At 73.5% G+C, this 23,140-nt stretch carries 20 protein-coding genes; 4 read left to right on the forward strand and 16 right to left on the reverse strand.

Going from position 1 to position 23,140, the window contains the following annotated elements:
• Positions 1 to 48 precede the first annotated feature (48 nt).
• The 3 genes from AB0B20_RS20680 to AB0B20_RS20690 form a co-directional block, all read right to left on the reverse strand.
• Positions 49 to 1,845 (reverse strand): PucR family transcriptional regulator ligand-binding domain-containing protein, encoded by a 1,797-nt coding sequence (locus AB0B20_RS20680; RefSeq protein WP_357388040.1) that lies wholly within the window; start codon positions 1,843 to 1,845, stop codon positions 49 to 51.
• 101 nt (positions 1,846 to 1,946) lie between these two features.
• A complete protein-coding gene (gene argG, locus AB0B20_RS20685) occupies positions 1,947 to 3,398 on the reverse strand; it encodes an argininosuccinate synthase (protein WP_357472536.1) in 1,452 nt (483 codons plus the stop codon).
• Between the two features lie 45 nt (positions 3,399 to 3,443).
• Positions 3,444 to 4,256 (reverse strand): RNA methyltransferase, encoded by an 813-nt coding sequence (locus AB0B20_RS20690; protein ID WP_357472640.1) that lies wholly within the window; start codon positions 4,254 to 4,256, stop codon positions 3,444 to 3,446.
• Positions 4,257 to 4,358: 102 nt separating this feature from the next.
• On the opposite strand from AB0B20_RS20690, the gene AB0B20_RS20695 reads away from it, so the two are divergent.
• Complete coding sequence (locus AB0B20_RS20695) at positions 4,359 to 6,191, forward strand: thiamine pyrophosphate-requiring protein (protein WP_357472540.1); 1,833 nt, start codon at positions 4,359 to 4,361, stop codon at positions 6,189 to 6,191.
• A 4-nt stretch (positions 6,192 to 6,195) separates the two neighbouring features.
• Here AB0B20_RS20695 and AB0B20_RS20700 read toward each other — a convergent pair whose 3' ends face one another.
• Positions 6,196 to 6,756, reverse strand: coding sequence for a dihydrofolate reductase family protein (locus AB0B20_RS20700; protein ID WP_357388036.1), 561 nt, complete (start codon positions 6,754 to 6,756; stop codon positions 6,196 to 6,198).
• Positions 6,757 to 6,868: 112 nt separating this feature from the next.
• On the opposite strand from AB0B20_RS20700, the gene AB0B20_RS20705 reads away from it, so the two are divergent.
• On the forward strand, positions 6,869 to 7,525 hold the full coding sequence (locus tag AB0B20_RS20705) for a thymidylate kinase (protein ID WP_357472543.1): 657 nt from the start codon (positions 6,869 to 6,871) through the stop codon (positions 7,523 to 7,525).
• 14 nt (positions 7,526 to 7,539) lie between these two features.
• Here the strand turns inward: AB0B20_RS20705 and AB0B20_RS20710 are convergent, their stop codons facing one another.
• The 4 genes from AB0B20_RS20710 to AB0B20_RS20725 form a co-directional block, all read right to left on the reverse strand.
• Positions 7,540 to 9,744: a transglycosylase domain-containing protein gene (locus AB0B20_RS20710; RefSeq protein ID WP_357472546.1), complete on the reverse strand. Its 2,205-nt coding sequence runs from the start codon at positions 9,742 to 9,744 to the stop codon at positions 7,540 to 7,542.
• A 91-nt stretch (positions 9,745 to 9,835) separates the two neighbouring features.
• A complete protein-coding gene (locus AB0B20_RS20715) occupies positions 9,836 to 10,639 on the reverse strand; it encodes a hypothetical protein (RefSeq protein WP_128137353.1) in 804 nt (267 codons plus the stop codon).
• A 126-nt stretch (positions 10,640 to 10,765) separates the two neighbouring features.
• Entirely contained in the window at positions 10,766 to 11,872 is a 1,107-nt protein-coding gene (locus AB0B20_RS20720; protein ID WP_357388028.1) for an SPFH domain-containing protein, read from the reverse strand.
• 5 nt (positions 11,873 to 11,877) lie between these two features.
• A complete protein-coding gene (locus AB0B20_RS20725) occupies positions 11,878 to 12,351 on the reverse strand; it encodes an NfeD family protein (RefSeq protein ID WP_357388026.1) in 474 nt (157 codons plus the stop codon).
• A gap of 98 nt (positions 12,352 to 12,449) precedes the next feature.
• Here AB0B20_RS20725 and AB0B20_RS20730 point away from each other — a divergent pair, with 98 nt between their 5' ends.
• Complete coding sequence (locus tag AB0B20_RS20730; protein WP_357472550.1) at positions 12,450 to 13,760, forward strand: serine hydrolase domain-containing protein; 1,311 nt, start codon at positions 12,450 to 12,452, stop codon at positions 13,758 to 13,760.
• A 383-nt stretch (positions 13,761 to 14,143) separates the two neighbouring features.
• Here the strand turns inward: AB0B20_RS20730 and AB0B20_RS20735 are convergent, their stop codons facing one another.
• Positions 14,144 to 14,956, reverse strand: a complete 813-nt coding sequence (locus AB0B20_RS20735; RefSeq protein ID WP_357472554.1) for a DUF3097 domain-containing protein — start codon at positions 14,954 to 14,956, stop codon at positions 14,144 to 14,146.
• Positions 14,957 to 15,117: 161 nt separating this feature from the next.
• Between AB0B20_RS20735 and AB0B20_RS20740 the strand changes: the two genes are divergently transcribed.
• Positions 15,118 to 15,912 carry a hypothetical protein gene (locus AB0B20_RS20740; protein ID WP_357388020.1) on the forward strand — a complete coding sequence of 265 codons (795 nt, stop codon included), beginning with the start codon at positions 15,118 to 15,120 and terminating at the stop codon, positions 15,910 to 15,912.
• 17 nt (positions 15,913 to 15,929) lie between these two features.
• Here the strand turns inward: AB0B20_RS20740 and AB0B20_RS20745 are convergent, their stop codons facing one another.
• From AB0B20_RS20745 to AB0B20_RS20775, 7 genes are all read right to left on the reverse strand, one after another.
• Entirely contained in the window at positions 15,930 to 16,709 is a 780-nt protein-coding gene (locus AB0B20_RS20745; protein ID WP_091048117.1) for an HAD-IIA family hydrolase, read from the reverse strand.
• A gap of 33 nt (positions 16,710 to 16,742) precedes the next feature.
• On the reverse strand, positions 16,743 to 17,774 hold the full coding sequence (locus AB0B20_RS20750; RefSeq protein WP_357388018.1) for a ferrochelatase: 1,032 nt from the start codon (positions 17,772 to 17,774) through the stop codon (positions 16,743 to 16,745).
• Between the two features lie 135 nt (positions 17,775 to 17,909).
• On the reverse strand, positions 17,910 to 18,677 hold the full coding sequence (gene fabI, locus AB0B20_RS20755; protein ID WP_357388016.1) for an enoyl-ACP reductase FabI: 768 nt from the start codon (positions 18,675 to 18,677) through the stop codon (positions 17,910 to 17,912).
• Between the two features lie 25 nt (positions 18,678 to 18,702).
• Positions 18,703 to 19,407, reverse strand: coding sequence for a beta-ketoacyl-ACP reductase (locus AB0B20_RS20760; protein ID WP_357472557.1), 705 nt, complete (start codon positions 19,405 to 19,407; stop codon positions 18,703 to 18,705).
• A gap of 556 nt (positions 19,408 to 19,963) precedes the next feature.
• Entirely contained in the window at positions 19,964 to 20,914 is a 951-nt protein-coding gene (locus tag AB0B20_RS20765; protein WP_302907890.1) for a VWA domain-containing protein, read from the reverse strand.
• Positions 20,911 to 21,858, reverse strand: a complete 948-nt coding sequence (locus AB0B20_RS20770) for a DUF58 domain-containing protein (protein ID WP_357388012.1) — start codon at positions 21,856 to 21,858, stop codon at positions 20,911 to 20,913. Before AB0B20_RS20770 ends, AB0B20_RS20765 begins: the two co-directional genes overlap by 4 nt.
• Positions 21,837 to 22,943 (reverse strand): MoxR family ATPase, encoded by a 1,107-nt coding sequence (locus tag AB0B20_RS20775; protein ID WP_357388010.1) that lies wholly within the window; start codon positions 22,941 to 22,943, stop codon positions 21,837 to 21,839. Before AB0B20_RS20775 ends, AB0B20_RS20770 begins: the two co-directional genes overlap by 22 nt.
• Positions 22,944 to 23,140: the final 197 nt, after the last annotated feature.

The raw sequence follows: 23,140 nt of genomic DNA on the forward strand, positions 1-23,140 counted from the left end.
TCATGATCGACGCGGGCAGGCCCGACGGGGCGAGGAGGGTGGGCGGGGTCAGGGGGTGCGGACGGCGTCCAGGGCCAGCAGGGCGACGTGCAGGGACAGGCACCTGTCGACCGAGTCGAGGTCGGCGTCGAGGATGCGGCCGATGCGGGCCAGCCGCTCGTAGAACGCCGGCCGGGACAGGTGCGCGGCAGCCGCCGCGGCCGACTTGTTGCGCCCCTGCTCCAGGTACGCCCGCAGGGTGCCGAGCAACTGCTCCCGCGGATGCCGGGCGTCGTGGGCGAGCAGTGGCCCGAGTTCACGCTCGACGAACGTCTGCAACCGGGGCTCGTCACGCAGCAGGTGCAGCAGCCCGGCCAGCCCGACGTGCGGCAGCCGGTAGCAGGGCAGATCCCGGGGATCCCGCCGGGCCGCCTCGGCGACCTGCCGCGCCTCGATCAGCGACCGGCGTGCCTCGCGCAGGCTGCCCACGCCGGACCCGGCCGCCACCACGATCGCCGCCCGGGGCGGCGCGTCGACGGGCCGCCCGTTCCCGGACGCCACAGCCCTACCGCCGGGCCGGTCGGTAGCGTCGGCCGGTCGAGCCGAGCGGGCGGCGGGGACGGCGTCGAGGCGTACCCGGCGCAACGCCGTGGCGAACGCGGCGAGGGCCTTCTCCTCGGCGGCCGGGTCGGGCAGCGCCAGCAGCGCGCCGACCGCCTGGTCGTCGAGCGGGCTGGTCAGCGCGGTGAGCTTGGCGTCCCGGACGGCCTGGCTGACCGCCTCGGCGAGGTCGCGCAGGCGGGCCGGGCCGGCCTGCGGACCTTCGGCGTCGGCGTCGCGGCGCGTGCCGCGCCGGGCGGGGGTGGCCTCGTCGTCGGGGGTGCCCGGATCACCGGCGAGTTCGTCGGCGCGGTGCCGGACCACGACGCCGACCAGGTGCCGTCGGTCCAGAACGACGCCGAGCGCCTTGGCCCGCAGCGCCACCTCGTCCACCGGGCGGGTGTGGTCGATCAGGGCGGTCAGCAGCGTGCGGTGGATCTGTCGTTCCAGGCCCTCGGCGTCGCGCCGGATCAGCCGGCCCAGGGCCAGCGTGGAGGCGGCCCGCTCGATCAGGATGGTCAGCCGGGTCGGCGGGGGCGACTCGGTCGCCGGCCAGCGCAGCAGCAGCCGTCCCCAGTCCTGTCCCCGCGCGCCGACGGTGGTGACCAGCCAGCCACTGTCCGGGTCGTACGCGGTCCGCCCGGGCGGGCGGATCTGCCGCGAGTGCCGCTCCCAGCCGTCCAGCAGCAGTTCGGCGTTCTCCCCCGCCGGGTCGTACGCGAGCACCTGCCGGGAGAGGTTCTCCAGCACCATCGGGCAGCCGGCCAGCTCGGCGGCCTGCCGCAGCACCTCGGCCGGCTCGGCACCCTCCACCGACAGCTCGGTGAACCGCTGGTGGATCTCCTCGGTGGCGCGCAGCTCGGTGAGCTGGGCGTCCACGATCAGCGCGTGCACCGCCTCGGTGATCCGGACGAACGGGGTGCCCCGGCGCAGCTCGATCAGGGGCAGGCCGCGGCGTTCGGCGGCGGCGGCCATCACCCGGGGCACTCCGGTGAGGTAGCGGCGGCCCAGCTCGACCACCAGCCCGGAGGCCCCGACGTCGGCCAGGGTGCCGATGAACTCGCGGAGACCGGCGTCGTCGGCCGGCAGCCCGATCCCGGTGGTCAGGACGAGTTCCCCGCCGCCGAGCAGGGTGGCGATGTCCGGCACCTCGGCGATGTGCACCCAGCGCACCGACCGGTCCAGTCCGGCGTTCCCGGCGACCAGGCGGGGCGCGCCGTGACGCACGGGCACCAGGTCCAGCACCTCACGCACGGTAGGGAACACGGGCGATACGCTACCCTGCGTCACCACCGTCGCCGAAAGCCACACCGCCCGCCGGCCCACCGGAGAGGCGGGACCGGCGGGCGGTCAGACACAAGCGGCGGTCAGTCGACGCCGAACTCCATCGCGGCGCGGTCGAGCGCCTCGTCCTCGGCGGTGGGCACGCCCCGGGACGCGATGGCCTCCGCGCCGCCCTGCGGCATGGCGCCGATCAGCCCGGTCGAGGCCGCCTGGGCGGCGCCGACGACCCGCTGCGGGGTGCCGCCGCCGACCATGCCGACGGAGGCGTACTGCTCCAGCTTGGCCCGCGAGTCGGCGATGTCGAGGTTGCGCATGGTGAGCTGGCCGATCCGGTCGGCCGGGCCGAACGCCGAGTCCTGGGTGCGCTCCATCGACAGCTTGTCCGGGTGGTAGCTGAACGCCGGGCCGGTGGTGTCCAGGATCGAGTAGTCCTCGCCCCGGCGCAGCCGCAGCGTGACCTCGCCGGTGACCGCCGTGCCGACCCAGCGCTGCAACGACTCGCGCAGCATCAGCGCCTGCGGGTCCAGCCAGCGGCCCTCGTACATGAGGCGGCCGAGGCGCCGGCCCTCGTTGTGGTAGTTCGCCAGCGTGTCCTCGTTGTGGATGGCGTTTACGAGCCGCTCGTACGCGGCGTGCAGCAGCGCCATGCCGGGCGCCTCGTAGATGCCCCGGCTCTTGGCCTCGATGATCCGGTTCTCGATCTGGTCGGACATGCCCAGGCCGTGCCGGCCGCCGATGGTGTTGGCCTCCAGCACCAGGTCGACGGCGCTGCCGAACTCCTTGCCGTTGATCGTCACCGGGCGGCCCTGGTCGAAGCCGATGGTGACGTCCTCGGCAGGGATCTCCACGGACGGGTCCCAGAACTTGACGCCCATGATCGGCTCGACCGTCTCGATGCCGGTGTCCAGGTGTTCGAGCGTCTTGGCCTCGTGCGTGGCGCCCCAGATGTTGGCGTCGGTGGAGTACGCCTTCTCGGTGCTGTCCCGGTAGGGCAGGCCGCGCTCCAGCAGCCACTCCGACATCTCGGTGCGCCCGCCCAGCTCGGTGACGAAGTCGGTGTCCAGCCACGGCTTGTAGATCCGCAGCTGCGGGTTGGCCAGCAGGCCGTACCGGTAGAACCGCTCGATGTCGTTGCCCTTGAACGTCGAGCCGTCGCCCCAGATCTGCACGTCGTCGGCGATCATCGCGCGCACCAGCAGCGTGCCGGTGACGGCGCGGCCCAGCGGCGTGGTGTTGAAGTAGGCCCGCCCGCCGGAGCGGATGTGGAAGGCGCCGCAGGTGAGCGCCGCCAGCCCTTCCTCGACCAGGGCGGCGCGGCAGTCGACCAGGCGGGCGACCTCGGCGCCGTAGCTGAGCGCGCGGCCGGGCACCGAGGCGATGTCGGGCTCGTCGTACTGGCCGATGTCGGCGGTGTAGGCGCAGGGGACGGCACCCTTGTCGCGCATCCACGCGACGGCTACCGAGGTGTCGAGGCCGCCGGAGAAGGCGATGCCGACACGTTCGCCGATGGGCAGGGAGGTGAGAACCTTGGACACAAGGAAGATTATGCACGGTCTCGCATGGTCATGCAAGCCCGTTGGTCAGAGCGCGTCCTCGCGTCCCAGCTCCCAGAACGCCACCGCCGCCGCGGCGGCCACGTTCAGCGAGTCCACGCCGCGCCGCATCGGGATCACCACCCGCACGTCACTGGCCGCCTGCGCCGCGGCGGTCAGGCCGGGCCCCTCCGCGCCCAGCAGCAGCGCCGCCCGCTCCCGCTGCGCCGGGGTCAGCCGCTGCATCGGTACGGCATCAGGCGCCGGTGTCATCGCGAGCACCGTGAAACCGGCCGCCCGGACCTGGTCCAGCCCTTCGGGCCAGCTGTCGAGCTTGGCGTACGGCACCGCGAACACCTCGCCCATGCTGACCCGTACGCTGCGCCGGTAGAGCGGGTCGGCGCAGGTGGGCGACAGCAGCACCGCGTCGACGCCGAGCGCGGCGGCGCCCCGGAAGATCGCGCCCAGGTTGGTGTGGTTGTTCACGTCCTCCAGGACCACCACCCGCCGGGCGGCGGCCAGCACCTCGTCGGCCGGGCGCAGCGGCTTGCGGTGGAACGACGCGAGCACGCCCCGGTGCACGTGGAAGCCGGTGGCGCGCTGGAGCACGTCCGGCGTGGCCGCGTACACCGGCGTGTCGCCGGTGTCCAGGTCGGCGAACTGGTCGACCCGCTTGGCGTCGACCAGGTACGACCGGGCCGGGTAACCGGCCCGCAGCGCCCGCCGCAGCACCAGCTCCCCCTCGGCGATGAACAGCCCGTGCGGCGGTTCCCAGCGGGTACGCAGCTCCACGTCGGTGAGCGCGCGGTAGTCGGCGATCCGGTCGTCGTCGGGGTCGGTGATCTCGTGGACGGGCACCAGGCGATTCTGCCCGGCCCACCCGGCCGCCCCGGCACGGGCCGGGTTTCCGCCGCCCCGGGCGGGGAAGCAAGCCGGGAGGTCGACGCGACGGAGGGGACCACGATGGGCGCGGATCACGACGGCAACCTCCCCCGCGACGCCACCGTCGCCGACTACCTGGTGGCCCGGCTCGCCCAGTGGGGCGTGCACCGCTACTACGGCTACCCGGGCGACGGGATCAACGGCATGACCTCGGCGCTGCAACGCGCCGAGGGACGGGCCCGGTTCATCCAGGTACGGCACGAGGAGACCGCCGGATTCGCGGCCGGCGCGCACGTCAAGTACGGCGGCGGTCCGCTCGGCTGCGTGGTGGTGACCAGCGGCCCGGGCGCGATCCACGCCCTCAACGGCCTCTACGACGCGAAACTCGACCACCAGCCGGTGGTGGCGCTGCTCGGGCACACCGCGCTGCCCGCCGAGGGCGGCGGCTACTACCAGGAGGTGGACCTGCTCGCGCTCTACAAAGACGTGGCGTCGGCCTTCCTGGCCCAGCTCGACGACCCGTCCCAGGCCCGGCACCTGGTCGACCGGGCCTGCCGCACGGCGCTGGCGCGGCGTACCGTGACCGCCCTGGTCCTCCCCTCCGACGTGCAGGACCTGCCGGCGGTGCCCGACCCGCCGCACGCGCACGGCTACTACCACACCAGCGTGGTGCCGAGCAGCGAGCCGACGGTGCCGCCGGAGGCCGGCGTGCGCCGCGCGGCCGAGGTGCTGCGCGGCGGCGAGCGCGTGGCGATGCTCGTCGGGCAGGGCGCGCTCGGCGCCGAGGACGAGGTACGCCGGATCGCCGACCGGCTCGGCGCCGGCGTCACCACAGCGCTGCTCGGCTTCACCGCCGTCGACCACCGGCAGCCCTGGGTGACCGGCGCGATCGGCCTGCTCGGCACCCGCCCGAGCTGGCAGCTCATGCGCGAGTGCGACAGGCTGCTGATCGTCGGCAGCCAGATGCCGTACTCGGAGTTCTACCCGCCGGAGGGTCAGGCGCGGGCGGTGCAGATCGACATCGACGGCACCCGGATGGGGCTGCGCTACCCGACCGAGGTGAACCTGACCGGCGACGCCGGGCCGACGCTGCGCGCGCTGCTCAAGGAGCTGGGCCCGGGGCCGGGCCCGACCGCCTGGCGGGCCACCCTCGCCGACGCCACCGGCAAGTGGCGGGCCGCGCAACGCGAGGTCGCCGCGCAGCCGGCCGACCCGGTCAACCCGCAGTCGCTGTTCACCGCGCTCGACGACGCGCTACCGGACGACGCCATGCTGGCGGTGGACTGCGGCACCGTCACCGCCTGGTACGCCCGGCACGTGCGGGTCCGCCCCGGCATGCTGGCCAGCCTCTCCGGCACGCTGCTGTCCATGGGCGGCGGGATGCCGTACGCGCTGGCGGCGAAGTTCGCCCACCCGGACCGGCCGGTGATCGCGCTGCTCGGCGACGGGGCGATGCAGATGAACGGCGTCAACGAGCTGATCACGGTGGCGAGGTACTGGCGGGAGTGGCCGGACCCCCGGTTCGTGGTGCTCGTGCTCAACAACCGCCAGCTGGCGTTCGTCAGCTGGGAGCAGCGCTCCGGCGAGGGCACGCCGATGTTCCCGGACAGCCAGGACCTGCCGGACGTGGCGTACCACAGGTGGGCCGAGGTGCTGGGTCTCGGCGGTGAGCTGGTCGACTCCCCCGCCGGGGTGGACGGCCTGTGGCAGCGGGTGCTCGACGCGGACCGTCCGGTGGTGGTCAACGCGGTGGTGGACCCGGCCGAGCTGATGCTGCCGCCGCACTTCACCGCCGAGCAGGCCCGCAAGACCGCCGCCGCGGTGCTGCGCGGGGACAGCGACCGGGCCGGCATCGTGCGGCGCGGTGTGCCGGCCGCGCTCGCCACGTACCGGCCCCGCCGCCGGGGCCGCTGAGCCGTCAGGCCCGCGCGTAGCGCAGCAGCACCGACCGTCCGTCGAAGGCGCGCGTCTCGACCAGCCGCAGGTGCTGCCGGGCCAGGCCGGGCAGCACCTGCCGCCCGCCGCCGAGCACCACCGGGTGCACGATCACCTCGTAGGTGTCGACGAGCCCCAGCGCGGCCAGCGCTGTTGCCGCGCCGGTGCCGCCGGTGACCAGCAGGTCGCCGGGGAACCGCTCGCGGACCTGCGCGAACTCCTTCGCCAGGTCGCCGCCGCCGACCACCACGGCGCCGTGGGAAGCCTCGGCGAGCGTGCGGGAGACCACGACCTTCGGGGTACGCCGCCAGACCGGCGCGAACGCCAGGTCGTGCGGGTGGTCGGAGATCGACTCGACCTGCGGCCAGTAGGAGGACATCATCTCCCACACCCGCCGCCCGTAGACGAAGGCGTCGGCCCGCGCGGCCAGCCCGATCGAGTACGCGGACAGCTCCTCCCCCATCTGCGGCCAGTCGAACTCGCCGTCCGGCCCCTCGATGAAGCCGTCGACCGACGTGTGCACCCCGTAGATGACAGTGCCCATGATGTGTTCCTCCGCGTCGCGGCGCGTCCCGGTCTGGCGCGCTCACCGGTGGGTCGGAGCCGCCGGCCCGGACCCGACACGTCGTTGCCCGGGTGCGTTAGCGTCCGGGGCTGTGGCCCGCCCTCTGCTGATCGCGTTGATCGGCGTCGACGGTTCCGGCAAGACCACCCAGGCCAGGGCGCTCGCGGCGCGGCTGGGCGAGCGGGGTGTCCGGGCGCGGTACTTCGAGAACGCCGGTGGGCGGCCGCTGTGGAACCGGCTGGCGCGGGCGCTCGGCCGGCCGGACGGGGTGGCGCTGTTCGGCCGTACCCTCTATCCGGTCCTGGAGGCGACGGTGCGCGCGGTGGCGATGACCCGCACCGTGGCGGTGGCCCGCCTGACCGGCCGGGTGGCGGTGCTGGACCGGTGGACCTGGTGCCAGGACGTGATCATGGCGGCCCGGGGCGACCGGGGACGGCGCGTGGTGCGCGTGGTCTACGCGGTCTTCCCCCGCCCGGCGGTGGTGTGCTTCCTGTCCACCTCGCCGGCGGTGGCCCAGCGGCGGGTGGCAGCGCGCGGCATCGACACCGAGGAGCTGGCACACCTGCGCGCGCTGGACGCCGCCTACCGGGCGTTGCCGGAGTTCGGCTCGTTCGTCACGCTCGACGGCGACGGCACCCCGGACGAGGTGGCCGCCGCCCTCGACGCGGTAGTGGGCGCCGTCGTGGGCGCGGCGCGGGACGCGGGGCGCGGCGTTAAGAAGGTGCCCTTCCTCTACCGGAGGCGTTAAGAAGGGGCCCTTCCTTACCCGCGGCCGCGCAGCCAGCGCAGCACGTCGGCGGGCAGCTCGCTGTCCTGGCGCTGCTCGCGGCGGTTGTCCGGCTCGGTCCGCCGGGGCGGCTGCGGGCGCTGCGGGTCGCCGACCAGCGCGCGGCTCGGCGCGGTGAAGCCGGCCACCGGCTTGCCGGTGAGCGCCGTCCTGATGGTCCGGGCCACCGCGTCGATCACCTTCGCCTGCACGGCGGAGCCGACCAGGTCGTTGACGTCGTCCGGGTTGGCGGCGATGCCCGCCACCGCGATCTGCGGGGTGTAGCCGACGAACGTCTCCGTGGCGTTCCGCTCCGAGCTGCCGGTCTTGCCGGCCACCGGGCGGCCGACGATCCGGTCGACGGCGGTGGCGGTGCCGCCGTTGCACTGCCCGACCGAGGACTGCTGGCCGACCGGGCAGCGGGCCGCGTCGGTGGCGGCGCGGGCCACGTCCGGTTCGAGCACCCGCTTGCAGGACGGCTGCGCCACGTCGACGGCGTCCCCGTCGGGCGCGGTCACCGAGACCACCGGCAGCGGCGTGCAGTACGTGCCCTCGGCGGCCACAGTGGCGTACGCGTTCGCCAGGTCCAGCGGGGTGGTGGCGGCGACGCCGAGGGTGAAGGCACCCCAGTTCGCGGCGTTGTCGCGGGCGAACGCGGCGTCGGAGTCGGCCCGGAAGGTGATGCCGAGGCGCTGGGCCATCTCCACCACCTTGTCCTCGCCGACCTGCTCGGCGAGCCAGACGAAGTACGTGTTGACGGAACGGCCGAAGCCGTCCCACATCATCCGGTAGCCGTCCATCCACTGCGGGTTGGCGTTCGCCGGGCACCACGTGCCGTCGCAGTTGCCCTCGTCGTCCGAGGCGTACCGGGTGGGCAGCCGGCTCGGGGCGTCGAAGCCGGTGGACAGCGGCTTGCCGGCCTCCAGCGCGGCCAGCATGGTGAACATCTTGAACGTCGAGCCGGCCTGGTAGCCGTCGACGCTGGCGCCGCCGGAGATCAGCGGGTTGACCGTGTTCGGGTGGTTGGCCTGCCCATCCGGGTTGGCGTCGAGGCTGTAGTGCCGGTTCACCGCCATGGCGAGCACCCGGCCGGTGCCGGGCTCGACCGCGGCGATCGGCAGCGCGCGCTTGTTGCCGTACCCGTAGACCTTCGTGGCCTGCTCCTGCGCGGTCTGCTGGATCGCCGGGTCGAGCGTGGTGACAACCCGGTAGCCGCCCCGGCGCAGCGCCTGCTCCCGCTCCTCGGGGGTGCTGCCGAAGGCCGGCTGGGTGAGCCACCAGCGGCGCAGGTAGTCGCAGAAGAAGCCCCAGTCGTCGTGGCCCTGGGCGGTGGCGGTGCAGCCGTTGGGCTGGGCCGTCGGGCGCAGCGTCAGCGCCTCGGTCTTCGCCGCGGCGGCCTGCTGCGCGGTGATCGCGCCGGTCTCGGCCATCGCGTCGAGCACGTACCCGCGCCGGGCCAGCGCCTGGTCCTTGTCGCCGTCGATCGGGCTGTACGCGTCCGGCGACTGCACCAGGCCGGCCAGCAGCGCCGCCTCGCCCAGCGTCAGGTCGGCCGGGGCCTTGCCGAAGTAGCGCTGGCTGGCGGCGGCGACGCCGTACGCGCCGGAACCGAAGTACGCGATGTTGAGGTAGCGGTTGAGGATCTCGTCCTTGGACAGCGACTGCTCCAGCGCGTTCGCGTACCGGATCTCCTGGAGCTTGCGCCCGACGGTCTGCTCGGTGGCGGCCTGCCGCTCCTCCGGGGTGCGGTTCGGGTCGGTCTTGAGCACGTTGCGGACGTACTGCATGGTCAGCGTGGAGCCGCCCTGCTCGGTGCCGCCGCCGGAGACGTTCGCCACCAGCGCGCGGGCGATGCCGCGCGGGTCCGCGCCGCCGTGCGAGTAGAACCGCCGGTCCTCGGCCGCGATGATCGCCTGCCGCATCACCGGGGCGATCTCGGCCAGCGGCACGTCGGTGCGGTTCACGTCGTAGAACGTGGTGATCAGCGTGGTGCCGTCGTTGGCGTAGAGGTAGGAGCGCTGCGGCTGCACCGGGGTGCGCAGCGCGTCCGGCAGGTCCGCGTACGCGCCGAGCGCCGCCCGGGCGGCGAACCCGCCGAGCAGGCCGCCGGGCAGCGCGGCGACCGCGAGGACAAGCCCGGCGAGCAGGCCGGCCAGCAGCACGGTGAACAGCCGCGACAGCGGCGACCTGGGAGACGGCATGGACGCAAGGATTGCCACTAAAGCCGCCTACCGGCCACCTCGCCAGGCAACTGTCAGTTACCTCACGGCGACCGTTCAGCTGGAGAACCGGTCACCCCGCACCGAGTGGGCCCTTCGGTGACGCGGGCGGCACGGGTGCGGCGGCGACGCTCGCCGCGGCCGCGTCCCGGGCGATGGTCTCGGGCACCAGCCGGCCACTGCGGTAGCCGATGCCGATGCCCGCGACCAGCACGAAGATCGCACCGAACGTCTGGAGCGAGCCGATCAGCGCGCCGCCCAGGCCGAGCAGCGGGGCGGCGATCATCAGCATGGTCCCGTCGCCGTAGGAGAACATCCCGGACCGGGCGACCGACCAGCCGGTGAGGAACCAGCCCACGCTGTAGAGGGTGGCGCCGAACAGCACGATGCCGCGCGCGGTCACCCCGAACACCGGCGTCTGCTCGGCCAGCCCTGCGAACGGCAGCATCAGCACCATCCCGCCGATGCTCGCGAGCAGCCCGGCCAGTGCGACGCGGCGGCAGCGGGTGGCGGCGAGCAGGCCGGTCAGCGCGAGCAGGGCGAGCAGCCCGAGCCACACGGCCGCGACCCAGCCGACCAGGTAGAGCGGCCGGCCGTCGGCCGGGTACGGGTCGTTGCCCACGCCGCCGTCGCTGGCCATCGCCACCAGGCCGTAGAGGACCGCGTACGCCGGGAGCAGCCAGACCGCCGCGCGGGCGAACCGGCGGATCGACCAGGCCCAGGTCGCGTCGGTGGCCGGCGCCCCCGGGCCCGGCTCGGAGACGAACGGCAGGACCCCGAAACCCCCTCCGGTACGCCGGGAGCCGATCGGTCCGGCGGGGTCGTGCGCGCCGGGGACGGGGGTACGGGAGAACAACCGGTTAGCCGGGTCCTTCATGCCTCACCTCGTTCGCGCCACGGGCGGCCCGGGACGCGCGACGGCGCTCCGGCCCTGCCACCACCAGTCCTCAGACCGATGGTGGCAGCCGCCGGAGCGCCGTATGAGGGATTCTCGGGTTTCCGGTCAGCCCCGCTCGCGCTGGTCCGCCGGGTCGTTCACCAGGCTGGCCGGCGACACCGGCTCCGGCGCGGGCAGGCCCTGCGGGGTGTTACCGCCGGTGGCCTGCGCCTCCGCCACGCGTACCTCGTCGTGGATCTCCTGGGCCGCGATGGCCGCGGCCTGGGCGGCCTCGGCGGCCTCCCGCTCGACCTCGCCGGCGCTCTTGGCGGCCTCCGGCGACGGCTGGTCGCCGACCATGTTCGCGAGCCCGCCCAGCGCGCCGCCCATGCCCTCCAGAGCCCTGGTCAGCTCGGTCGGGACGATCCAGACCTTGTTTGCAGTGCCGTTGGCGATCTGCGGCAGCGCCTGGAGGTATTGGTAGGCCAGCACCTTCTGGCTCGGGTTGGCGGTGTGGATCGCGTCGAAGACGGTACGGATCGCCTTGGCCTGGCCCTCCGCCTGGAGGATCCGGGCCTGCCGGTCACCGTCGGCGCGCAGCACCGCGGCCTGCTTCTCACCCTCGGCGGTGAGGATCTGCGACTGCTTGTGGCCCTCGGCGTTGAGGATCGCGGCACGGCGGTCCCGCTCGGCGCGCATCTGCTTCTCCATCGAGTCGCGGATGCTCGGCGGCGGCTCGATCGCCTTGATCTCGACCCGGGTCACCTTGATGCCCCAGCGACCGGTGGTCTCGTCCAGCACGCCGGACAGGTGCCTGTTGATCTCCTCGCGGCTGGTCAGCGCGCGCTCCAGGTCGAGCGAGCCGATCACGTTACGCAGCGTGGTGACCGTGAGCTGCTCGATGGCCTGGAGGAAGTTGGAGATCTCGTAGGTGGCGCGGACCGAGTCGACCACCTTGAAGTAGAGGACAGTGTCGATCGAGACGACCAGGTTGTCGGAGGTGATCACCGGCTGGGGCGGGAAGCTGACCACCTGCTCGCGCATGTCGACCTTGGTGCGCACCGCGTCGACGAACGGCACCAGCAGGTTGAGGCCCGGGTTCAGCGTGCGCTTGTACTTACCGAGCCGCTCCACCACGTCCTGACGCTGCTGCGGCACGATCCGCACCGCCTTGAACAGCGTCACCACGCCGATCAACGCCACCGCGATCATCAGGATCGCCAGAAACTCCATACCGTTCACCTTTTCGCTTCGGGCAGCTCGCCCGGGGTGGAAATGTCGTCCTGCCACACCAGGGCAGTAGCGCCCCGGACCTTGATCACCTGCACCCGCTCACCCTCGGCGTACGCGCGCGTCGCGTCGTACGAGCGGGCCGTCCACAGCTCACCATCGATCTTGACCATGCCCCGCTCGGCGTCGACCGCCTCCAGGACCACAGCGGTGGCCCCTTCCAGCGCCTCGACCCCGAACGGCTGCTCCCCGGTCTCCAGTGCCGGCCGGGCGTGCCGCCGGACCACCGGACGGGCCACCACCACCGACAGCGCCGACACCACCGCGAAGATCGCCACCTGGAGCGCCACCGGCGCACCGAGCGCCGCGGCGCCGGCGGCGGCGAACGCCCCGACCCCGAACATGATCAGGAAGAGCGTCGTCGTGAAGATCTCGGCGACCGCTAATACCACACCTAGAACGATCCAGAACACGGCGTCCACGAGAACAATCCTGACACGTCAACGCACGTGTCATCGAACTGTCATGATCGCTAGGCTCGGCGCGGCGTACCGCGTCACCCGCCGACGAGGAGGACGACATGCCCCTGCTGCCCGAGACCGCGCGTCAAGTGGACCTGCTGGTCGCCCGGGCCCAGGCCGAGGGGCGGGCGCCCTCGCTCGCCCTCGGCGTGGTCCGCGACGGTCACCTGGCGCACCTGGCGGTGGCCGGTGCGACACCCCCGCCCGACGGCGACCTGCAGTACCGGGTCGGCTCGATCACCAAGACCATGACCGCGGTGCTGGTGATGCAGCAGCGCGACGCCGGCCGGCTGGCGCTCGACGACCCGCTGGACGCCCACCTGCCCGGCACCCCGGTCGGCGCGGTCACCGTGCGCCAGCTGCTCAGCCACGCCGGCGGGCTGCAACGCGAGCCGGACGGCCAGTGGTGGGAGCGGGCCGAGGGCATGGACCTGGACACGCTGCTGGCCGGGCTGACGCCGGGCAAGATCGCCTATCCGCCGCACTTCGTCTACCACTACTCGAACCTGGCGTACGGGCTGCTGGGCGGCCTGCTGGAACGGATCACCGGCACGCCGTGGGCCGACCTGCTCACCGAGCGGCTGCTGGCGCCGCTGGGCCTGCGCCGCACCACGTACCACCCGGCCGAGCCGTACGCCCACGGCTACGTCGTCCACCCCTGGCACGAGACGCTGCGGGAGGAGCCGCGTACCGACACCGGGGCGATGGCGCCGGCCGGGCAACTCTGGTCGACTGTCGAGGACCTGGGCCGCTGGGCGACGTTCCTGGCCGACCCGGACCCGGCGGTGCTCTCCCCCGCCACCCTCACCGAGATGTGCGCCCCGCTGGTGATCAACGACCTCGACTCGTGGACCGGGGGGCACGGCCTCGGCATCGAGCTCTACCGGGTCGGCGACCGCGTGTACGCCGGGCACGGCGGTTCCATGCCCGGCTACGTCGCCGGCCTGGCCGTGCACCGGCCCACCCGGACCGCCGTGGTCAACTTCGCCAACGCGTACGGGATGCGCGGCCACCACATCGGCGCGCTCGGCCGCGAGACGCTCACGCTGGTGCTGGACGCCGAACCGGCCGCGCCCGCCCCCTGGCACCCGGCCGACCCGCCCGCCGCCGACCTCGCCGCGCTCACCGGCCGCTGGTGGTGGATGGGCGGCGAGTACGAGTTCCGCGTCGACGCCGCCGGGGACCTGGTCGGCGGTCAGGTGGGCAGGCCGCTGCTCCGGTTCACTCCCGAGGGCCCGGACCGGTGGCGCGGCCGTTCCGGCCCCCAGGACGGCGAGATCCTGACGGTGATCCGCGACCGTTCCGGCACCCCGGTAGCCCTGGACATAGCCACCTTCCTCCTGACCCGCACCCCCGACGACCTCCCCTGACAGCCCTCGCCCCCACCCCCGCCCCGCCGATCTTGCACTTGTGGCCCCCCTTTCGCCCCGCTATGCCCCGATCCACTGGGACCACAACTCCATGATCGACGCACACGGCCACCCTTCACCCCGGTGATCAAGGAGTTTGTGTCGGCGTTGATCTCCAGCACGCCCACAAACTCCTTGATCAACCAGGCGAGGGGTGCCAGGGGCACGAGGACGGGAGACTGAAGGGAGACCGAGGCGGGGACAGGAGATCTGAGGGCGGGCGGAGCCGGTGCACGGCGGGGCCGGGGGCGACCGTGACCGGCGCAGGGATCACGCCTGACCGCCCGGAGCCGGGCACGGTCGCCCCCGGCCCTCAACCGCAACCACTACAGAGGCCCAACCGGTCACCCAGGCTCGGTGACGAAGTCGATCAGGCGCTCCATGGCGTTGATCAGCGGCGTCTCGACGTCGGCGAAACTGTCCACCCGGGACAGGATGTGCCGCCACATGTCGGCCGGCTCGGCCACCCCGAGCGCCGCGCAGACGCCCTCCTTCCAGGGCTGCCCCGGTGGCACCACAGGCCACGCGGAGATGCCGAGCGCCGCCGGGCGTACCGCCTGCCACACGTCGACGTACGGGTGCCCGGTGACCAGCACGTGCGGCGAGTTCACCCGCGCCACGATGCGGCTCTCCTTGGAGCCGGGCACGAGGTGGTCGACGAGCACGCCGAGCCGGCGACCCGGGCCGGGCGCGAACGCGCGCACCTCGTCGGCGAGCGCGTCGATGCCGTCCAGCGGCTCCACGACCACGCCTTCGACGCGCAGGTCGTCGCCCCAGATCCGCTCGACCAGCGCGGCGTCGTGCACGCCCTCGACCCAGATCCGGCTGGCCTTGGCGACCTGCGCCCGGACGCCGTCCACAGCGATCGAGCCGGACGCGGTACGGCGTCGCGCGGCGGGCACCGGGGCGCGGGCGGGCCGCCGCAGCGTGACCGGCCTGCCGTCGAGCAGGAACGCGGCAGGCAGCAGCGGGAAGTTGCGCCGCCGCCCGTGCCGGTCCTCCAGCACCACCGCGCCGGAGTCGAAGCCGACCACGGCGCCGCAGAACCCGGAGTCGGCGTCCTCGACCACCAGGTCGGGTTCGGCGTCGACCTCGGGGGTCACCTTCCGTCGCCGCCAGTCGCCGGCCAGCACGTCGCCGTCATATCGCCCCGCCATGCCGGAAACGCTAACCAGCGTCCCGGAGTGCCGCCCGGCGACGCGCCGACCGCGTGATCATCCGTCGGCACGAAACGGTGCGAAGGGGGTAGTTGGGACCAGGTAGCGCCGCCGGAGCGGCAGCCGAGACAGCAGCGGCGCGGAGCACGTACCCTTTCGGCATGTCCTCCCCCGCAGCGGGCGCGGCCACGCTGGCTCCGCGCCGGTCGAGCCGGTTCGTCGCCTGGGTGCGTGCCTGGCGAGCCGGCCTGGTGCCGTTCGACGAGGTGGCCGACGCCGTGACCGGCGACGAGGAGCACCTCGTCGCCGACGCCCCCGGCACCTGGACCGACGTGTCACTGCGGGAGGCGCTGCCCAGCCTCGCCAAGCACTCGCCCGACGACATCCGCCTGGTGCTGCCCGCGCCCGGCGACCCGCGCGGCCTGCCCGGCCCGGGTGCGTTCGCCGGGGCGGCGCTGGTGGCGGGCGAGGCGGTGGTGGCGAGCGGGATGGGGCTGGTGCCCGAGGTCCGCACGCACACCTCCGGCTCCGGGATGACCTGGGAGACGGTGCTGTGGCGGGTCCACCCGCTGCCGGTGGACGCGCCGAAGGCGTCGCTCGCCACGCCCGGCGCGGCGGAGGCCGAGGCCGAACTCGCCGCCGTGCTGGCCGAGACCACCGCCACGCTGACCCGGCTGGACGTCGCGCAGTGGCGGCCCGAGCTGGCCGGCGCGCTCGCCGCGCTGCGCCGCCCGGACGGCGGCACCGACCTGCCGCCGGGCTTCGACCCGCGGGCCCGCCGGCTGTTCGCGCGCGCCGCCGTACTCGATCGGGTGCTGGCGCTGGCCGGGGAGAGCGCGCCCGGCGGCGCGGTGAACACCTACGAGGCGCAGCAGCGCGACGCGGCGCTGCGGCCGCTGACCACCGCGTGCCGGCAGGCCCTGGTGGCCGCCTGCAACGCGCCGCTGCGGCTCTAACACCGCAGACCCCCGGCTCAGACCTCGTCGATCAGGTCGGCCACCGAATCGACGATCCGCGACGGACGGTACGGGTACCGCTCCGCCTCGGTCCGGCTGCTGATGCCGGTGAGCACCAGGATCGTCTCCAGCCCGGCTTCCAGCCCGCACAGGATGTCGGTGTCCATCCGGTCGCCGATCATCGCGGTCGACTCGGAGTGCGCGTCGATGGTGTTCAGCGCGGAGCGCATCATCATCGGGTTGGGCTTGCCGACGAAGTACGGGTCGACACCCGTCGCCTTCGAGATCATCGCCGCCACCGAACCGGCCGCCGGCAGCGCGCCCTCCATCGACGGGCCGGTGGCGTCGGGGTTGGTGCAGATGAACCGGGCACCGTCGTTGATCAGCCGGATCGCCTTGGTTATCGCCTCGAAGCTGTAGGTACGCGTCTCCCCCAGCACCACGTAGTCCGGGGCGAAGTCGCTGAGCACGTAACCCACCGCGTGCAGCGCCGTGGTCAGGCCGGCCTCACCGATGACGTACGCGGTGCCGCCCGGCCGCTGGTCGGCCAGGAACTGGGCGGTGGCCAGCGCGGAGGACCAGATCGCCTCCTCCGGCACGTCCAGCCCCATCCGGGCCAGCCGGGCCTGGAGGTCGCGCGGGGTGTAGATGGAGTTGTTCGTCAGCACCAGGAACGGCTTGCCGGAGGCACGCAGCTTCTTGACGAACTCCGGAGCGCCGGGCACCGGCTGCCCCTCGTGCACCAGCACGCCGTCCATGTCGGTGAGCCAGCTCTGCACCGGCTTGCGGTCAAGCATCGTGTCGTCCCCAGGGGTGTCGTCGGGTCGGGCTCAGGGCCGGCGGGCCGGGGGTACGCAACACAACGCCGGGCAGGTGTCCCAGGCGGGCAGCTCGCCGAGGCGGCGGCGCAGCCGCTCGCCGTCCGGGGCGGTGCGCTCCAGCACCAGCTCGCGGACCATCGCCACGAATCGCGGGTCGACCCCGGGGGTGCCGGCGCGGACGAAGTCGAGGCCGAGCTGCTTGGCCGTCTCCAGCGCCTCGGTGTCCAGGTCCCACACCACCTCCAGGTGGTCGGAGACGAAGCCGATCGGGCTGACCACCACGCTCGTCACGCCCTGCTCGGGCAGGGTGGCCAGGTGGTCGTTGACGTCCGGCTCCAGCCACGGCACCTGCGGCGGCCCGGACCGGCTCTGCCAGACCAGGTCGTACGGCAGGTCGGGCGCGGCCGCGGCGTGCACCAGCCGGGCGACCTCCTCCAGCTGGGCGGTGTACCGGCCGCCGTGCGGGCCGGCGGTGGCGGCCGCGGACATCGGAACCGAGTGCGCGGTGAAGACCAGCCGGGTGCTGTCCCGCTTCGCCGGGTCGAGCTGGGCCAGCGCGGCCCGGACCGCGTCGGCGTGCGGCTCGATGAAGCCGGGGTGGTCCCAGAACTGGCGCAGCTTCTCGATCAGCGGGGCGTCCGGGCCGACAGCGGCGCGGGCCGAGGCGATGTCCTCCTGGTATTGCCGGCAGGAGGAGTAGCCGCCGTACGCGCTGGTGACGAACGCCAGCGCCCGGGTGATCCCGTCGTCGCGCATCCGTGCCACCGTGTCGGCGAGCATCGGATCCCAGTTGCGGTTGCCCCAGTAGACCGGCAGGTCGACGCCGTTTGCGGCGAAGTCCTCGCGGATCGCCGCGAGCAGGTCACGGCACTGCTGGTTGATCGGCGACACCCCGCCGAAGTGCAGGTAGTGCTCGGCGACCTCGGCCAGCCGCTCCGGCGGCACGCCCCGCCCCCGGGTCACGTTCTGCAGGAACGGGAGAACGTCCTCGGGCCGCTCCGGGCCGCCGAAGGAGACCAGCACCAACGCGTCGTACGCCATGGGGCCATTCTTCCTCGCCCGCCGTCACGGCGTGGCGACGCCCCCTGGTCGGTGTGGTGACCACCCGGGCGGCGGCGTGTTAAGAAGGGCCCCTTCCGCTGCACGAGGCGTTAAGAAGGGGCCCTTCCTTACCTCTCAGGCGCCGATGGCGTGGTAGCCGCCGTCGACGTGGACGATCTCGCCGGTGGTGGCCGGGAACCAGTCGGACAGCAGCGCCAGGCAGGCCCGCGCGGCCGGCTCCTGGTCGGTGAGGCTCCAGCCCAGCGGGGCCCGCTCGGTCCAGGCGTCCTCGAACTGGTCGAAGCCGGGGATGGACTTGGCCGCGATGGTGCGCAGCGGGCCGGCCGCGACCAGGTTGCTGCGGATGCCCTGCTTGCCCAGGTGCAGCGCCAGGTAGCGGGAGGCGGACTCCAGCCCGGCCTTGGCCACGCCCATCCAGTCGTAGACCGGCCACGCCTTGGTGGCGTCGAAGGTGAGGCCCACCACGGCGCCACCGGCGGACATGAGCGGCAGCGCGGCCATGGCCAGCGACTTGTACGAGTAGGTGGAGACCTGGAGCGCGGTGGCCACGTCCGCCCAGGGGGCGTCGAGGAAACCGCCGCCGAGGCAGCTCTGCGGCGCGAATCCGATCGAGTGGACCACCCCGTCCAGGCCGTCGACGTGCTCGCGTACCTTGTCGGCCAGCCCGGCCAGGTGTTCCTCGTTCGTCACGTCCAGCTCGATCACGGGCGCCGGCTCGGGCAGCCGCCTGGCGATCCGCTCCACCAGGGAGAGCCGGCCGTAACCGGTGAGCACGACCTGGGCGCCGTTCTCCTGGGCGAGCTTCGCCACCGAGAAGGCGATCGACGCGTCGGTGATGACGCCGGTGACAAGCAGCCGCTTACCGGCGAGAAGTCCGGACATTGCGTGTCTCCTCCGTGTGCTTCGCTCAGTGACCCATGCCGAGGCCGCCGTCGACCGGGATGACGGCGCCGGTGACGTATCCGGCCGCGTCCGAGGCGAGCCAGGTGACGACACCGGCTACCTCGTCCGGGGTGGCCATCCGGCCGGCCGGGATCGACTTGCGGATCTCCGCCTTGCGCTCCTCGGGCAGGCCCGCCGTCATGTCGGTGTCGATGAAGCCGGGCGCCACCACGTTCGCGGTGATGTTGCGGGCGCCCAGCTCGCGGGTGATCGAGCGGGCCACGCCGACCAGGCCGGCCTTGCTGGCCGCGTAGTTGACCTGGCCCGCGCCGCCGGAGAGGCCGACCACCGAGGAGATGAAGATCATGCGGCCCCAGCGGCCGCGGAGCATCTTCGTCGAGGCCCGCTTGGCGACCCGGAACGAGCCGGTCAGGTTGGTGTCGAGGACGCGGGCGAACTGCTCCTCGGACATCCGCATGATCAGCGTGTCGTCGGTGATGCCGGCGTTCGCGACGAGCACCTCCACCGGGCCGAGTTCCGCCTCGATCGCGGTGAACGCGGCGTCGACCGACTCGGCGTCGGTCACGTCGCACCGCACGCCGAACAGGCCCTCGGGGGCTTCGCCGCTCCGGTACGTCACCGCCACCCGGTCGCCCTGCTTGGCGAACGCCTGCGCGATGGCCAGGCCGATCCCCCGGTTGCCGCCGGTCACCAGCACCGTTCGGGCCACGGATCCCCCTCTGCTCAGTGATCTCTCGGTCGGTCGGAGCCTAGGGGTTACCGACAGGTAAGCGCTAACCCGCGCAGGTCACAGCGCCGCTCCAACCGGGGTCCGCGGGACCGGCGGCCGCGCGCGCGACACCCACACCCCCGGTGTACGATGATCGCGTTCGCGGGCCGGTCTGCGCCCGCGCCGGGCCCCGCCGACCGCAGGAGGTGATCGCTGTGCGAGATAGCGATCCTCCCAGTCGTGGCCGGGCCCACCGTCAGCCCCGCTGAGCCACGGCTCTGCCGACGCGGCTGACCCGCTTCCCGCCCTCCGCACCGCATTCGCTTCCCGGCGAGCACGCCGGGGTGTGGCCTGCCGCGCGGCGGAGCACCCGGTCACGACTTCGTGCGCGTACGCCCCGACCCCCAACGGCCCGCACCGGGCCGCCCGTCGCCACGGAGCACACCCATGAGCCGTTACGTCGCCCCGCTGGGCTTCACCCTCGCCGCCGTCTGGGTGGCCGTCCTGTTCGTGCTGGTCGGCGGCGGTCACTGACCGCCGCCGGCCGGTTCCCGGCTCAGACCAGCCGGGACGTCCAGAGCAGACTCAGCCCGCCCGCGCACAGGGCCAGCAGCAGCGCGATCCCCGCGTACCACTGGGTGATCTCACGCGGCTCGGTGCGGTAGCCGATCGAGCTGCCCATGTCCTGGTAGACCTGCTTCAGCTCGCTGGCCGAAGCCGCCTCGTAGAAGAAGCCCTGCGTGGTCTCCGCGAGCTGGGACAGCGCGGTGCGGTCCACCGGCACCCGCTGGAGCTGCCCGCCGATGTCGACCTGCCCGGAGTCGGTGCCGAACGCGATGGTGGACACCGGCACGTTCGCCGCCTGCGCCGCCGCCGCGGCCTCCTCCACCGACCGGCCCGACGTGCGGTAGCCGTCGGAGAGCAGCACGATCCGGGCCGGCGGGATGCCGGCGGCGCCGTCGGCCGGCACCGAGCGGATCGCCTCCAGGCAGGTGAAGACCGCCTCGCCGGTGGCGGTTGCCTCGGCCAGCACCAGCCCGTCGATGGCGGTGGTGACGGCGGCCCGGTCCTTCGTCGGTGGCACCAGCACGTTCGCCGACTTCGCGAACGAGACGAGCCCCAGGTTGTAGCTCTGCGGCAGCTCGCCGACGAACTGCTTGGCCGCCTCCTGCGCCGCCTCCAGGCGGTTCGGTGACACGTCGTCGGCCTGCATCGACAGCGACACGTCGATGGCGAGCATCACGGTGGCCCGCTCCAGCGGCTCCCGGGTGTCGATCGCCGGACGGGCCAGCCCGGTCGCCAGCACCAGCAGGCAGAGCAGGAACGCGGTGGCCGCCACGTGCCGCCGCCAGCCCAGTCCCTTGGGCGCGACGGTACGCAGCAGGTCGACGTTTGTGAACCGCAGGGCGTACTGCCGGCGGTGCAGTTGCCGCCAGACGTACGCGGCGGCGAGGGCGAGCACCGGCAGCACGGCGAGCAGCCACCACGGTTGCAGAAAACGGATCATCGAGTCGTCCCTCTGGTGCGGGCGTGCCGCTGCGCGGCGACGAAACGCACCATGTCCAGCAGCCAGTCTCGGTCGGTACGCAGGCGCAGGTGGGCCGCGCCCGCGGCACGCAGTTCGGCGGCGATCGCCCCGCGCTGGGCGGCCGCCGCCTCGGCGTACCGGCGGCGCAGGCCCGGGTCGGCGGTCTGCACCTCGTGCAGCTCCCCGCTCTCCGGGTCGACCACCGGCAGCACCCCCACGTCGGGCAGTTCCAGTTCCCGCGGATCGACCACCTCGACGGCCAGCACGTCGTGGCGGACCCGCAGCTTACGCAGCGGACGGCCCCACTGCTGCGGCGGCGCGAGGAAGTCGGAGATCACCACCGCGACGCCGCGCCGCCGGGGCGGCCGGTTGAGCATGTCGACGAGCGCGCCGAGGTCGCTGCGGCCGGGCCGGATCTCGGCTCCGGCGACCGCCCGCAGCAGCCCCTGGGCCTCCTTGCGGCCGGAGCGGGCGGGCAGCCGCAGCATCGTGCCCGGCCCGCCGGTGCCGACCACCGCCCCGATCCGGTTGCCGCCCCGCACGGTGAGGTGGGCCAGCGCGGCGACGGCGGCCACCGCCACGTCCCGCTTGAGCCACCGTCCGCTGCCGAAGTCCAGGCTGGCCGACATGTCCACCGCCAGCCACGTCTCCAGCTCGCGGTCGGCCACCGTACGCCGAACGTGCGGCATGGTGGTGCGGGCGGTGACCGGCCAGTCCATCCGGCGCACGTCGTCGCCGGGCCGGTACTCCCGGGACTCCCCCGCCTCGCTGCCCGGTCCGGGCAGCAGCCCGGCGTAGTCGCCCTGGAGCAGGCCGTCCAGCTTGCGGGTCACCATGAGCTGGAGCCGGGCCAGCACGGCCCCCGAGCGGTCGCCGGCGGCGCTCAGCGGGGTGGGCGAGGTCACGGCCGCTGCCCGGGCCACCCGTTGTGCGGCACGGCCGGCGGCGGTGGTGTGGCCTGCTGGCGGGGCGCGACGGCGGGCAGCGGGATGGTCGACATCACCCGGTGCACGATGTGGTCGGCCGGCACGTCGTCGGCGAGCGCGTCGTAGCTGAGCACCAGCCGGTGGCGCAGGATGTCCGGCGCGATGTCCTGCACGTCCTGCGGCAACGCGTAGTCCCGGCCGCGCAGCAGCGCCAGCGCGCGGGTGGCCCGGACCAGGCCGAGCGAGGCGCGCGGGCTGGCGCCGTACTGGATGAGCTGGGCGACGTCGGGCATGCCGTGCTCGGCCGGCGCCCGGGTGGCGAGCACCAGCCGCACCGCGTAGTCGACCAGCGCGTTGTGCACGAACACCTGGTCGGCCTTGTGCTGGAGGGCGACCAGGTCCGGGGTGTCGAACACCCGGGCCGGCTCGGGCGGCGTCACGCCCATCCGGTAGACGATCTCGCGCTCCTCGGCATCGGTCGGGTATCCCACGACGATCTTCATGAGGAACCGGTCCCGCTGTGCCTCCGGCAGCGGGTAGACGCCCTCCTGCTCGATCGGGTTCTGGGTGGCCATGACCAGGAACGGGTCCGGCACCCGGTGGCTCTCGCCGCCGATGGAGACCTGCCGCTCGCTCATCACCTCCAGCAGCGCCGACTGCACCTTGGCCGGCGCGCGGTTGATCTCGTCGGCGAGCAGGAAGTTGACGAAGACCGGGCCCAGCTCGACGTCGAACTTCTCGCTGGACTGCCGGTAGATCCGGGTGCCCATGATGTCGGCGGGCACCAGGTCGGGGGTGAACTGGACCCGGGCGAACGAGCCGCCGACGACCCGCGCCAGGGTCTCCACGGCGAGTGTCTTCGCCACCCCCGGCACGCCCTCCAGCAGGCAGTGGCCCCGCGCCAGCAGCGCGACGAACATCCGCTCGACCATCCGGTCCTGGCCGACGATCACCCGCTTGGTCTCGAACAGGGCCCGCTCCAGCAGCGTGGCGTCCTGGGCCGGGGTGGTGCCCGCCGGGGGCGGCGCGTCCGGCGCCGCCTCGGTCGGGTTCGGCACGTCGGGTGTGGTCGGCTGGGCCACCGGTCCTCCACAGCAGGGTCGTCGTCGCGGCGTGGTGCGTACCAAGACTGTCATGCCTCCCTGAGAGCCGAGGGTGGGAGAGGCACGATTTTCGCCGCGCCGTCCGGCCACGCCGTCCCGGCGTGCGGAAAACGCTGAACACGGGTGGACAACGAGGGGTCCGCAGTGTGTACGATTCACCCCGTCGCCGGGCGGCT

This window comes from Micromonospora sp. NPDC049151, from assembly GCF_040648395.1.
Lineage (GTDB): Bacteria > Actinomycetota > Actinomycetes > Mycobacteriales > Micromonosporaceae > Micromonospora.

Excerpts from the sequence above, each read along its gene's own strand:
- AB0B20_RS20765 (WP_302907890.1), bottom strand. The coding sequence starts at position 20,914 with ATGATCCGTTTTCTGCAACCGTGGTGGCTGCTCGCCGTGCTGCCGGTG.
- AB0B20_RS20700 (WP_357388036.1), bottom strand. The coding sequence starts at position 6,756 with ATGGGCACTGTCATCTACGGGGTGCACACGTCGGTCGACGGCTTCATC.
- AB0B20_RS20720 (WP_357388028.1), bottom strand. The coding sequence starts at position 11,872 with ATGGAGTTTCTGGCGATCCTGATGATCGCGGTGGCGTTGATCGGCGTG.
- fabI (WP_357388016.1), bottom strand. The coding sequence starts at position 18,677 with ATGTCCGGACTTCTCGCCGGTAAGCGGCTGCTTGTCACCGGCGTCATC.
- AB0B20_RS20750 (WP_357388018.1), bottom strand. The coding sequence starts at position 17,774 with ATGGCGTACGACGCGTTGGTGCTGGTCTCCTTCGGCGGCCCGGAGCGG.
- AB0B20_RS20695 (WP_357472540.1), top strand. The coding sequence starts at position 4,359 with ATGGGCGCGGATCACGACGGCAACCTCCCCCGCGACGCCACCGTCGCC.
- AB0B20_RS20740 (WP_357388020.1), top strand. The coding sequence starts at position 15,118 with ATGTCCTCCCCCGCAGCGGGCGCGGCCACGCTGGCTCCGCGCCGGTCG.
- AB0B20_RS20730 (WP_357472550.1), top strand. The coding sequence starts at position 12,450 with ATGCCCCTGCTGCCCGAGACCGCGCGTCAAGTGGACCTGCTGGTCGCC.
- AB0B20_RS20735 (WP_357472554.1), bottom strand. The coding sequence starts at position 14,956 with ATGGCGGGGCGATATGACGGCGACGTGCTGGCCGGCGACTGGCGGCGA.
- AB0B20_RS20715 (WP_128137353.1), bottom strand. The coding sequence starts at position 10,639 with ATGAAGGACCCGGCTAACCGGTTGTTCTCCCGTACCCCCGTCCCCGGC.
- AB0B20_RS20710 (WP_357472546.1), bottom strand. The coding sequence starts at position 9,744 with ATGCCGTCTCCCAGGTCGCCGCTGTCGCGGCTGTTCACCGTGCTGCTG.
- AB0B20_RS20745 (WP_091048117.1), bottom strand. The coding sequence starts at position 16,709 with ATGCTTGACCGCAAGCCGGTGCAGAGCTGGCTCACCGACATGGACGGC.